Below are 11,817 nucleotides of genomic sequence, written 5' to 3'. Positions count from 1 at the left end.
GATCCTCAACTTTCCTTCGGTATGATGCTCCCGAACGTGCAGACCTGGCCGCAGACCCCGCAGCCGACACACTGCTCGGGGTTGATGACGGCCGTCCCCTTCCTCTTCTGTCCTTCCGCCGTCATCCCCGGCTCCGGCCGCCAGCTGATGGCGGGACAGGCGACATTGAGGCACGCGCGGCATCCACGGCAGGTCTCCTCGTTCACCCGGTAGAGCGGGTGGGGGAAACGGTCCCGGGGGCGCTCGCGGCGGAGCAGGATGCAGGGGCTGTCGCGGGTGATGATGACCGAGGCGTCGTCGCGCTCGAGCTCTTCGCGGACCACGGCGATCGTTTCGGCGATATTGTAGGGGTCGACGTGGCGCACGTGCCGGACCCCCACGGCGCGGGCGAGCCCGGCGTAATCGACCGTCGGGGCTTCACCCCCGCGGATGGTGCGGCCGGTTCCGGGGTGATCCTGCTGGCCCGTCATCGCCGTGATCCGGTTGTCCAGGATGAGGGTCGTGGAATACCCCTGGTTGTATACCGCATCCATGAGCGGGGCGACGCCGCCGTGCAGGAAGGTGGAGTCCCCGAGCACGGCGCACACCTTGCCGAGCCCCTCCTTGCCGAGGACCTTCCCCGCGCCGTAGGCGCCCCCGACGCTCGCCCCCATGCAGGTCGAGGCGTGCATGGCCGAAAGGGGGGGCGCGACCGACAGGGTGTAGCACCCGATGTCGCCGAAGACGAAGACCCCCAGCTTTTTCAGCGCGTAAAAGAGCGGCCGGTGGCCGCACCCCGCGCAGAAATTGGGCGGACGGCCGGGGAGTTCGGCCGTCCGCGCGCGCGGTTTGGCCGGACGGCATTTCCTTCCCGTGACCGCTTTCGTCAGGGAGGCTTCCAGGATCGCGGGCGTCAGCTCCCCGATCGAGGGGACCAGGTCCTTTCCGTGCCGCACCCTGATCCCCATGGCGCGGATCTCGGTCTCCAGGAAGGGGTCCAGTTCCTCCACCACGATCACCTTTTTGACCTTCCGGCAGAAATCGGCGATCCTCCTGCGGGGCAGGGGCCAGACCATGCCGAGCTTCAGAAACGAATAGCCGGGGAAGAGCTCCCTGGCGTAAAGGCAGGACACGCCGGAGGCGATGAAGCCGACGGACAGGTCCCCGAACTCGGTGACGTTGCCGGGGAACTCCTCCTCGGCGTAGGCCTCGAGTCTCTCCATGCGCCGGTCGATCTCCAGGCGCCGCACGCGGGCGTAGGCGGGGACCATCACCTGCTTGGGCGCGTCGGCGCGGCTGAGGCCCTTCGGGAGCGCCGGTTCGGTCCGCTCCCCGGTCTCCACCGGGGAATCGCTGTGGGATACGCGGGTCTCGCTCCGCACGAGGACGGGGGTGTCGAAGCGTTCGCTCATGTCGAAGGCGATCCGGGTGAAGTCCCTGCATTCGGCCGAATCGGCGGGTTCGAGCATCGGCACCTTGCCAAACCGGGTCCAGTGGCGGCTGTCCTGCTCGTTCTGGGAGCTGTGCTGCCCGGGATCGTCCGCCACCACGATGACGAGCCCCCCCTTGACGCCGGTGTAGGCGATGCTCATCAGGGGGTCGGCGGCCACGTTCAGGCCCACATGCTTCATGGCGACGAGCGCCCGCCCCCCCGCCAGGGAGGCCCCGAAGGCCACCTCCAGGGAGACCTTTTCGTTCGTCGACCATTCCGTGTAGACCTCCGGGTAGCGGGAGAGCTCGGACATGATCTCGCTGCTCGGCGTCCCGGGATAGGCGCACCCGACCGCAACCCCCGCCTCCCAGGCGCCCCGGGCGATGGCTTCGTTCCCCTGAAGAATCCTTTTCATCCCTCCTCCTTGGCGCGGCCGCTGTCGCCGGTCCTGGCGGATTTTAGCATATTCCCCCCGCGTCTGCAGGGGCCTCCCCCTCTCTCGCGGGGGGGGAAAGGAAATGAATTGCCCTCGGGAGGGTGTTGTGACACACTACGCCCCTAAATCCAAAATCATAAGGGAGCATGAGCCATGGTGAGGTCGTTGGTTCTCTGTTTCGCGCTTTTCCCCCTCCTCTCGGCGGCAGGTTGCGCCCCTGACAAAGAGGAGGAGGGTTCCGTGACCACGAATACGTTCGGACGGCTCGCCGACGGCAGGGCCGTAAAAAGCTACCTGCTTGAAAACCCCTCGGGCGTCCTCGTCGAGGTCCTCGACTACGGGGCGGTGATCCGCCGGATCGTGGCGCCCGACCGGGAGGGGAAAATGGCGGACGTGGTGCTGGGGTACGATACCGTCGAAGGCTACGAGCGCGGCGGCGGCTACCTGGGCGCCGTCGTGGGCCGGTACGGCAACCGCATCGCCGGGGGGCGTTTCCCCCTCGACGGCGGGATCGTCGAGCTCGCGGTCAACGACGGGCCGAATCACCTGCACGGGGGGAGGCGCGGTTTCGACCGGGCCCTCTGGGAGGGGGCGGTGGTCGAGGACCCGGCCGGGCCCTCCGTCTCGCTCCGCCTGGTCAGCCCGGACGGCGAGGAGGGGTACCCCGGCACGGTGCGGCTCAAGGTCACCTACACCCTCACGGACAAGAACGAGCTGCGGATCGAATACGAGGGGACCACGGACAAACCGACGGTCCTGAACCCGACGCAGCATTCCTACTTCAACCTCTCGGGGGACTTCACCCGGACCATCCTGGGCCACCGGCTCTCCTTGGAGGCGGACGCCATAACGGAGGTGGGCCCCGGCCTCATCCCGACCGGGCGGCTGCTGGACGTCGCCGGCACTCCCTTCGACTTCCGCTCCTCGACGGAGATCGGCGCCCGCATCGGGGAGCCGGACGGGCAACTGGCGGTGGGCGGAGGCTATGACCACAACTGGGTCCTGCGGGGGGAGCGGGGGGAGGTCCGCCGCGCGGCGGAGCTCTACGAACCGGGGAGCGGGCGTGTGATGACGGTCTCCACCGACCAGCCCGGGATCCAGTTTTACAGCGGCAACTTTCTGGACGGGAGCCAGACGGGGAAGGGGGGCGTCGCCCACGGCGCCCGCTCGGGCCTGTGCCTGGAAACGCAGGCTTTTCCCGATACCCCGAACCGGCCGCAATTTCCGCAGGCGACGCTTCGGCCGGGCGAGACCTATCGCCAGGTGACGCTCTACCAATTCTCAACGAGATAACACCCGGAGGACATTGGGCATGACCGTGCTGCATCCTATCGACTGGCTGGTGATCGCGTGCTATTTCGCCCTGATCGCGGGGATCGTGGTCTGGGTCGCCAAGAAGCAGAACAAGACATCCGCCGGCTATTTCCTGGCCGGCCGGGAACTGGGGTGGTTCATCGTCGGGGCCTCGATCTTCGCCTCCAACATCGGGTCGGAGCACCTGGTGGGGCTGGCGGCCTCGGGGACCACCGACGGGGTCGCCATGGCCCACTACGAGCTGCACGCCTGGTGCCTGCTGGTGCTCGGCTGGATCATGGTCCCCTTCTACACGCGCTCACGAGTTTTCACGATGCCCGAATTCCTGGAGCGGCGCTTCTCCCCGGCGGCGCGCACGGTCCTGTCGGTCATTTCGCTGGTCGCCTACGTGCTGACCAAGATCGCCGTGGGAATTTTCGCCGGGGGCATCGTCTTTTCCGTCCTCCTTCCCGAAATCAACCTCTGGGGGCTGGACAGCTTCTGGATCGGCTCCTTCCTGGTGGTGGTGATCACCGGGCTGTACACCATCGTCGGCGGGATGAGGGCGGTGGCCTACACCGAGGCGGTGCAGACCATCGTGCTGGTCGTCGGCAGCGCCCTGGTCACCTTTTTCGGGCTGCAGGCGCTGGGGGGCTGGTCGGAACTGCGCGCCATCGTCCCGAGCGACATGTTCAACCTCTGGAAGCCGCTGGTCCCCGACGGTCTCGAGGGGACCTGGGCGCCCGTCAGCAACGCCAGGCAGATGGCGTGGTATTTCAACGACAACTACCCCTGGCTGGGGATGCTGATCTGCGCGCCCGTGATCGGGCTCTGGTACTGGTGCACGGACCAGTACATCGTCCAGCGCGCCCTGACGGCCAGAAACGAGACCCAGGCGCGGCGCGGCACGATCGCCGCGGCCTTCTTCAAGCTCCTCCCGGTCTTCATCTTCATCATCCCGGGTATCATCTGCTACGCCCTGGCTGTTTCCGGGCGGATGCCCCAGTTCCAGAGCCTGATCGGGCCCGACGGCGCCGTCATCCGGGACAGCGCCCAGCAGGCGTTTCCGCTGATGGTGGCCACGGTCCTGCCCGTCGGCATCCGCGGCATCGTCGTGGCCGGGCTGCTCGCCGCCCTGATGAGCTCCCTGGCGGGGGCCTTCAACGCCAGCGCCACCCTCTTCACGATCGATTTCTACGGGCGGCTGCGCCGCGGCGTGTCCCAGGAAAGACTGGTGTGGATGGGGAGGATGGCCACCGGGGTCATGGTCCTGATCGGAATCCTCTGGATCCCGGTGATCCGGGGGGGGCGCGGCCTGTACGATTACCTGCAGGGGGTCCAGTCCTACCTGGCGCCCCCCATCTTCGTGGTCTTTTTCCTCGGGGTGTTCTACAAGCGGCTGAACTCCACCGGGTGCCTCTGGGCCCTCGTATCCGGCTTCATCCTGGGGATCGTGCGCCTGGCCATCGATACGCCGGTGAAGATGATTCCCGGTTTCCAGTACCCGGAAGGGTCGATGTTCTGGATCATCAACCACATTTTCTTCCAGTACTACAGCATGATCATCCTCGCCGTGTCGGCGGCGGTGATGATCGTCGCCAGCCACCTGACGGCGGCGCCCGACTACTCGAGGATCGGCGGACTCACCTACGCCACGCGGACGGTGGAGCACAAGCGGGCGTCGCGCGAGAGCTGGACCGCCACCGACGTGGTTCTTTCGGCCCTGGTCCTGGTCCTGATCCTGGCGGCCTATCTCTACTTCGTGGGCTAGGAGGGGGGCGGCGGTGACTCGCTACACGATCGGACTCGATTTCGGCACCAACTCCTGCCGGGCCCTGCTGGTGGACGCGGGTTCCGGCAGGGAACTGGCCACCCATGTCTTCGCCTATCCTTCGGGAACGGACGGGGTATGGCTGGACCCGGCCGAACCGAACCTGGCGCGCCAGGACCCCGCCGATTACGTCACGGGGATCGAGGAATCGGTCGTCGGGGTGCTCCGCGCCGGGCGGGCGGCGGACCCCGGTTTCCGCCCCGAGGCCGTGATCGGCATCGGGGTCGATACGACCGGCAGCAGCCCGATGCCGGTCGACGCCACGGGACAGGCGCTCTGTTTTCAGGAGAAATTCCGCGGGAACCCGGACGCCATGGTATGGCTGTGGAAGGACCACACCTCCTACGCGGAAGCGGCGGAGATCACGCGCCTGGCCTCCGCGACGCGGCCGCGGTTCCTCTCGAAGATCGGCGGGGTGTATTCGTCGGAGTGGTGGTGGAGCAAGATCCTCCGCTGCCGTAACGTCGCCCGGGACGTGTTCGACGCCGCGTCGAGCTGGGTCGAGATCTGCGACTGGATCCCGGCGGTTCTGACCGGTGAGCTGGACCCGAAAACGATCCGGCGCAGCGTTTGCGCCGCCGGGCACAAGGCGATGTTTCACCCGTCGTGGGGCGGGTTGCCGGACCGCGAGTTTCTCGAGGCCCTCGCTCCCGGTCTCGGCGCGCTGCGGGAGCGCCTCTACTCCGAGACGTCGACGGCCGACCGGCGCGCCGGCACGCTGTCACGGGAGTGGGCGCTCCGGCTGGGGCTTTCGCCCTCGGTGGCCGTCGCCGTGGGGGCTTTCGACGCGCACATGGGGGCCGTCGGCGCCGGAATCGCGCCCGGGACCCTCGTGAAGATCATGGGGACCAGCACCTGCGACATCATGATCCATCCCGCCGGGGACCCCCTCGGCGACATCCCCGGGGTCTGCGGCATCGTCGAGGGGTCCGTGATGGAGGGTTATTACGGCATCGAGGCCGGACAGTCGGCGGTCGGGGACCTCTTTCTCTGGTGCGTCCACCAGCTCGCGCCGGAGGGCTATGGCGGGACTCCGGAGGAGCGCTTCGAGCGCCTCGGGCGGGCGGCGGCCCAGCTGCGGGCCGGTGAAAGCGGGCTGCTGGCCCTCGACTGGAACAACGGCAACCGGACGGTGCTGGTGGACGTGCGCCTCACGGGATTGCTGATCGGGCAGACCCTCCATACGCGGGCGCACGAGATCTACCGCGCGCTGATGGAGGCCACCGGGTTCGGAGCGCTGGCCATCATCGACCGGATCGAGGAGTACGGCGTGCCGGTCCGGGAGGTCGTCAATTGCGGCGGGCTCGCGGCCCGGAACCCTCTCCTGATGCAGATCTACGCCGATATCGCCGGGCGCCCGATGAAGATTTCCCGGAGCGAACAGGCCCCGGCGCTCGGCGCCGCGATCTTCGCCGCGGTCGCCGCGGGCCGGGCGGCCGGGGGGTACGATTCCGTGGCCGCGGCGCAGCGGGCGATGGCGGGGACCGGCAGGGTATACGCGCCCGACCCCCGCAGCCACGCGGTCTACCGGCGCCTCTACGCCCTGTACCGCCGGATGCACGATGCCTTTGGAACCCGGGAGGGATCGGGTAACATGTACGGTGTGATGAAGGAACTTCTCGATATCCGGGATGAAGTGCGGCGGGCATGACGGATCTGGACGCGCTCAAGGAAGAGGTTTTCAGGGCCAACACGGAGCTGGTGCGCCTGGGGCTGGTGACCGGGACCTGGGGGAACGCCAGCGCCGTCGACCGCTCCCGCGGGATCGTGGTGATCAAGCCGAGCGGCGTCGACTACGCGTCGATGGCCCCCGGGGACATGGCTGTCGTGGACCTGGACGGCAGGGAGGTCGGCCCCGGGTTGCGCCCCTCTTCCGATACGGCGACGCACCTGGAGCTCTACCGGGCGTTCGAAGGGATCGGGGGCGTGGTCCACACGCACAGTCCTTATGCGACCATGTTCGCGCAGGCCTCGAGGGAGATCCCCTGCCTGGGCACCACGCACGCCGATCATTTCAGGGGCGCCGTGCCGGTGACCCGGTTCCTTTCGGAAGAGGAAGTGCGCGGGGAATACGAACGGGAAACGGGCCGGCTCATCGTCGAACGCTTCCGCGGGCTCGACCCGCTGGCGACGCCGGGCGTTCTCGTCGCCGGGCACGCGCCGTTCGCATGGGGAGCGCATGCCGCCGCCGCCGTCGAGAACAGCCTGGTCCTCGAGCGGGTGGCGCAGCTGGCGCTGGGGACCCTCGGGCTCGATCCCGGAATCGGCGCGCTTCCGGAATATATCCAGGAAAAACACTACCGCCGCAAGCATGGGCCCGATGCCTATTACGGCCAGGGGAAAACCCCCCCTTCCTAGCGACAGGAGCCTTTATGAAAAATATTCCATCCATCCATCTGGGGATCGTGGCCGTCAGCCGCGACTGTTTTCCGATCGAACTCTCCCGCGAGCGGCGGGGCCGGGTGGCGGCCGCCTGCAGGGAGGCGGGGGTGCCCGTTACGGAAATCGAGACCGTCGTCGAGAACGAGCGGGATGTCGGCACGGCCCTCGAAGAGATCGGGCGCAGGGGGGTCGACGCGCTCGTGGTCTATCTCGGGAATTTCGGCCCGGAAGGGCCGGAGACGCTGCTGGTGCAGAAGTTTTCCGGGCCCGCCATGCTCGCCGCGGCCGCGGAGGAGAGAGGGGACGACCTGGTCCAGGGGCGGGGGGACGCCTACTGCGGCCTGCTCAGCGCCTCCTACAACCTGGGGCTGCGGCGTCAGCGGCCGCACATCCCGGAGTACCCCGTGGGGGACCCCCGGGACGTCGCCGCCATGATCGGCGAGTTCCTCCCGGTCGCGCGCGTGGTGGAGGGGGTGCGCCACCTGAAAATCCTCTCGTTCGGCCCGCGCCCGTTCGATTTCCTGACCTGCCACGCCCCGATCCAGCCGTTGTTCGACCTCGGGGTCGAGGTCATGGAAAACAGCGAGCTGGATCTCTACGACCTGGTGCAGGCGGAGGAGAGGGACCCGGGGCTCCGGCGCATCGAGCTCGAGATCGCCGCCGAGCTCGGCGGGGGGAACACCTACCCCGACCTGGTGCCGAAGCTGGCCCGGTACGAGAGCGCCCTGGAGAAGTTCATGGCGGCGAACCTGGGGGCGAGCCGCTACGCCGCATTCGCCAACAAGTGCTGGCCCGCGTTCGAAAAGTACTTCGGCCACGTCCCGTGCTATATCAACTCCCGGCTGGCGGCCCGGGGCGTTCCCGTGGCCTGCGAGGCGGACATCTACGGCGCCCTGAGCGAATACATGTGCGTCTCGGCCACCGGGCGTCCTCCCGGCATCCTCGACATCAACAATTCGGTTCCCAGGGATATGTACGAGGGGAACCGGGCCGCCACGGGCGATTACGCGCTCTCCGATCTCTGGATGGGATTCCACTGCGGCAATACCTCCTCGGGATGCATGCTCGAACCGGCCATGAAACACCAGCTGATCATGCATAGGCTCCAGGAGCCCGGGCAGGAGCCCGATATCACCCGCGGCACGCTCGAGGGGCGGATCCAGCCGGGTCCCGTCTCCGTCTTCCGCGTCCAGTCGACTTCCGAGGCGCGCCTCCGGGCCTATGTCGCGCAGGGGGAGGTGCTCGACCTCAACCCGCGCTCCTTCGGTTCCATCGGGGTGTTCGCCGTCCGGGAGATGGGGCGTTTCTATCGTCACGTCCTGATCGAAAAGCGGTTCCCCCACCATACGGCCGTCGCCTTCGGCCATGCGGGGAAAGCGCTCTTCGCCGCATGCCGGATGCTCGGGATCGAAGAGCTCTTTTTCAACCACCCGAAGGGGTTGCCTTACCCCGGCGAGAATCCCTTTTAGGGCGGGAGTGCCATGCGCGTCATCGAGGTGCCGGGGCACGTCCGGGGGTTGATTTTCGACTGCGACGGGACGCTGGTGGATTCCATGCCGCTGCACATGCGCGCCTGGGAACACGCGGTCGCCTCCCTGGGGGGGCGATGGAACCCGGAGTTCTTCTCCTCCAAGAAGGGGATGCCGGAAAGGCGCATCGTCGGGCTCTACAACGAGTACTACGGGACCGCGTGGGACCCGGAGGAGACGGTCCGGGTCAAGCACGCCTTCTTCCACGCCCACGCCGACCTCTTTCAGCCGATCCCCCACGTGGTCCGCGTCGCCAGGGAATACCGCGGCCGCCTGCCGATGGCGGTGGCCTCGGGCGGAATCCTGGAAATCGTCGCGCTGGAACTGGACGCGATCGGGGTCGGGGACTGTTTCAGCGTCATCCTCACCGCCGATGACGCGATCCGGCCCAAACCGGCCCCCGACCTCTTCCTCGAAGCCGCCCGGAGGCTGGGCGTCCCCCCGGAGACGTGCCAGGTCTTCGAGGACGGCGACCTGGGGCTCGAGGCCGCGCGCGCGGCCGGGATGCTGGCGACCGACGTGAGGTAGAGGCCCGGCGGGGGTGGAGAGCGGGCTCATTTTCGGGGGGTGGTATGACGGCGGCGATCACGCTGGACAGGGTCACCAAGACCTTCGGCCCCACCACGGCGGTGCGCGGTTTCACCCTGGAGGTCCCGGCCGGGGCGCTGTGCGGCGTCATCGGTCCGAACGGGGCGGGGAAGACCACCCTGATCCGCATGATCCTGGGGATCCTCCTTCCCGACAGCGGCCGGTTGTCGGTGCTGGGGTGCGGCTCGGCCCTGGAGGCCAGGGACCGGATCGGCTACCTCCCCGAGGAGCGGGGGCTCTACCGGAAGATGCGGGTCCGGGATTTCCTTGCCTACATGGCCCGGATCAAGGGGATGCGCGATCCGGAAATCGCCGCCGAAACGCGGTCCTGGCTCGACCGGGTCGGGCTCGGCGACGCCGCCGGCCGCCGGTGCGAGGAACTGTCCAAGGGGATGCAGCAGAAGGTCCAGTTCATCACCTCCGTGATCCACCGGCCCGAACTCCTGATCCTCGACGAGCCTTTCAGCGGGCTGGATCCCGTGAACCAGAGGCGGATGAAGGAACTGGTCCTCGGGGAGCACCGGCGCGGGGCGACCGTCCTGTTCTCCACCCACATCATGCAGCACGCCGAGGAACTGTGCGACCACGTCGTGATGATCCACCGGGGAGACAAGGTGCTCGACGGGCCGCTCTCCTCCATCCTCGAGTCGCGTGACGGGCGCCGCATCCTCTTCGAGCCGCTCGATCGCGGTACGCTCCCGGCGGCCCTCGGCCGCGTCGACGGCGTCCAGGGGATCGAGATCGAAGGAAGCGCCTGGAACCTCCTCCTCGAACCCGGGGCGGACCTCGCGGAGGTGATCCCCGCACTCGCCTCCGCGGTGACCCCCGCCCGGGTCCTGCTCCGGCGCCCCACGCTCGAGGACATCTTCATCGACATCGTCTCCGGCGGAGGGGGGGAGGGCGGGGACGGGTTGCGGGCCGGTCTCGGGGAAGGGGCCGGGGAGGGGGACGCATGAGAAAGGTGCTGCACGTGGCCGTGCGCGAATTCATCGCCACGGTGACGGCCAGGGGTTTCCTGTTCGGGATCCTCCTGACCCCCGTCATCGTGCTCCTCATGGTTTTCCTCCTCCCGCGCCTGACGGCGAAGAATGCGCCGCGGGTGGACGGGACGGTGGCCGTCATCGATATCTCCGGCGAGGTGGCCCCGGGGCTCGCCCGCTATCTCTCGCCCGCCGCCATCCGGGAGCGGCGGCTCGAGGAGCTCCGGCGGCTGCGGGCGTTCGCCTCCTCCGAAATCGGGGACGGGGCCGCGGCCGGCGCCCTCATCGGCTCCTCCCTGGAGGAGCCGCCCGATGAGGTGCCGCGCCTGACGGTGGCCGCGCTCCCGCCCGGGGCCGATCTCGAAAGGGAGAAGGAGCGGCTGAAGCTCCCCCTCTCGCCCCGGCCGGCGGAGGGGGCGCTCCTGGCCCTCGCCCTGGTCCCCGCGGGCGCGGTGACGCGGGAGGGGGGGCGCTTCGAAGACTACAACCTGCTGGTGCGGGACGGGCTGGATGACCGCCTGGTCGACGAGCTGCACGAGGGGCTCGAGGATTCCATCCGGGGGGCGAGATTGCGGGGTTCCGGGATCGAGCCGGGACTCGTGGCCGAACTGGCCCGGGTCGAGCGCCCGCACCCGCGGGTGTTGACCGAGGAGGGCGAGCGCCGGTCGAACCGGATCCTGAACCAGATCCTGCCGATCTCCTTCATGGTGCTGCTGCTGATTTCGGTGCTCACCTCGAGCAGCAGCCTGCTCACGACCACGATCGAGGAGAAATCGAACCGCATCGTCGAACTGCTGCTCAGCGCCCTCTCCTCGCGGCAACTGATGGCGGGGAAGATCCTGGGGCAGATGGCGGTGGGGCTCGTGATCCTGGTCCTGTACGCGGGGATGGGGATCGCGGCGCTCGCCTCCTTCACCCTGACCGGGCTGGTCGACCCGGTCCTCCTCCTGTTCCTGCTGATCTTTTTCGTGCTGTCGTACTTTACGGTCGCGGCCCTGATGGCGGCCGTCGGCTCGGCCGTGAGCGAACTGCGCGACGCGCAGCCCCTGATGACGCCGATCATGACGGTTTTCATGGTCCCCTGGCTGCTCATGGTCCCCATCAGCAGTCACCCGAATTCGCTCATGGCCGTCGTTTTGAGCTTCATCCCGCCGATCGGGAGCTTCGTGACCCTCCTGCGCATGGCGTCGAACACGCCCCCCCCCGCCTGGCAGGTGGCCCTGGCGGTCGCGGCGAGCGCCGCGGGCGCCTGCGCCTCGCTCTGGTTCGCGGCGAAGGTGTTCCGCGTGGGGGTCCTGATGTACGGCAAGCCCCCGACTCTCCGGACGCTGGTGCGCTGGGCCCGGGTCCCCGATTGACGGCGGGGG

9 protein-coding genes are annotated in these 11,817 nt (G+C 68.3%); 8 read left to right on the top strand and 1 reads right to left on the bottom strand.

Annotated elements, in window-relative coordinates:
* Nucleotides 1-5 precede the first annotated feature (5 nt).
* Nucleotides 6-1,826 (bottom strand): 4Fe-4S dicluster domain-containing protein, encoded by a 1,821-nt coding sequence (locus GXY47_08125; protein NLV31108.1) that lies wholly within the window; start codon nucleotides 1,824-1,826, stop codon nucleotides 6-8.
* A 174-nt stretch (nucleotides 1,827-2,000) separates the two neighbouring features.
* On the opposite strand from GXY47_08125, the gene GXY47_08120 reads away from it, so the two are divergent.
* The 8 genes from GXY47_08120 to GXY47_08085 are packed head-to-tail and all read left to right on the top strand — an operon-like array spanning nucleotide 2,001 to nucleotide 11,808.
* Nucleotides 2,001-3,140: a galactose mutarotase gene (locus GXY47_08120; protein ID NLV31107.1), complete on the top strand. Its 1,140-nt coding sequence runs from the start codon at nucleotides 2,001-2,003 to the stop codon at nucleotides 3,138-3,140.
* Between the two features lie 19 nt (nucleotides 3,141-3,159).
* Complete coding sequence (locus tag GXY47_08115; GenBank protein ID NLV31106.1) at nucleotides 3,160-4,911, top strand: sodium/solute symporter; 1,752 nt, start codon at nucleotides 3,160-3,162, stop codon at nucleotides 4,909-4,911.
* 13 nt (nucleotides 4,912-4,924) lie between these two features.
* A complete protein-coding gene (locus GXY47_08110) occupies nucleotides 4,925-6,622 on the top strand; it encodes a ribulokinase (GenBank protein ID NLV31105.1) in 1,698 nt (565 codons plus the stop codon).
* Between the two features lie 5 nt (nucleotides 6,623-6,627).
* Nucleotides 6,628-7,329: an L-ribulose-5-phosphate 4-epimerase AraD gene (gene araD, locus GXY47_08105; protein ID NLV31104.1), complete on the top strand. Its 702-nt coding sequence runs from the start codon at nucleotides 6,628-6,630 to the stop codon at nucleotides 7,327-7,329.
* 14 nt (nucleotides 7,330-7,343) lie between these two features.
* Entirely contained in the window at nucleotides 7,344-8,822 is a 1,479-nt protein-coding gene (locus tag GXY47_08100; protein ID NLV31103.1) for a fucose isomerase, read from the top strand.
* A 12-nt stretch (nucleotides 8,823-8,834) separates the two neighbouring features.
* Nucleotides 8,835-9,410 (top strand): HAD-IA family hydrolase, encoded by a 576-nt coding sequence (locus GXY47_08095; protein ID NLV31102.1) that lies wholly within the window; start codon nucleotides 8,835-8,837, stop codon nucleotides 9,408-9,410.
* A gap of 44 nt (nucleotides 9,411-9,454) precedes the next feature.
* Nucleotides 9,455-10,426 carry an ATP-binding cassette domain-containing protein gene (locus tag GXY47_08090; protein ID NLV31101.1) on the top strand — a complete coding sequence of 324 codons (972 nt, stop codon included), beginning with the start codon at nucleotides 9,455-9,457 and terminating at the stop codon, nucleotides 10,424-10,426.
* Complete coding sequence (locus tag GXY47_08085) at nucleotides 10,423-11,808, top strand: ABC transporter permease (protein ID NLV31100.1); 1,386 nt, start codon at nucleotides 10,423-10,425, stop codon at nucleotides 11,806-11,808. The genes GXY47_08090 and GXY47_08085 overlap by 4 nt, the downstream gene beginning before the upstream one ends.
* Nucleotides 11,809-11,817 lie beyond the last annotated feature (9 nt).

The sequence above is a fragment of the Acidobacteriota bacterium genome (assembly GCA_012729555.1).
Taxonomy (GTDB): Bacteria; Acidobacteriota; UBA6911; order UBA6911; family UBA6911; genus UBA6911.
This window is presented reverse-complemented; position numbering and strand designations above follow the sequence as displayed.

Bases quoted from the DNA above. Each gene is read 5' to 3' on its own strand.
- GXY47_08125 (NLV31108.1), bottom strand. From the start codon at position 1,826: ATGAAAAGGATTCTTCAGGGGAACGAAGCCATCGCCCGGGGCGCCTGG.
- GXY47_08120 (NLV31107.1), top strand. From the start codon at position 2,001: ATGGTGAGGTCGTTGGTTCTCTGTTTCGCGCTTTTCCCCCTCCTCTCG.
- GXY47_08115 (NLV31106.1), top strand. From the start codon at position 3,160: ATGACCGTGCTGCATCCTATCGACTGGCTGGTGATCGCGTGCTATTTC.
- GXY47_08100 (NLV31103.1), top strand. From the start codon at position 7,344: ATGAAAAATATTCCATCCATCCATCTGGGGATCGTGGCCGTCAGCCGC.
- GXY47_08095 (NLV31102.1), top strand. From the start codon at position 8,835: ATGCGCGTCATCGAGGTGCCGGGGCACGTCCGGGGGTTGATTTTCGAC.
- GXY47_08090 (NLV31101.1), top strand. From the start codon at position 9,455: ATGACGGCGGCGATCACGCTGGACAGGGTCACCAAGACCTTCGGCCCC.
- GXY47_08085 (NLV31100.1), top strand. From the start codon at position 10,423: ATGAGAAAGGTGCTGCACGTGGCCGTGCGCGAATTCATCGCCACGGTG.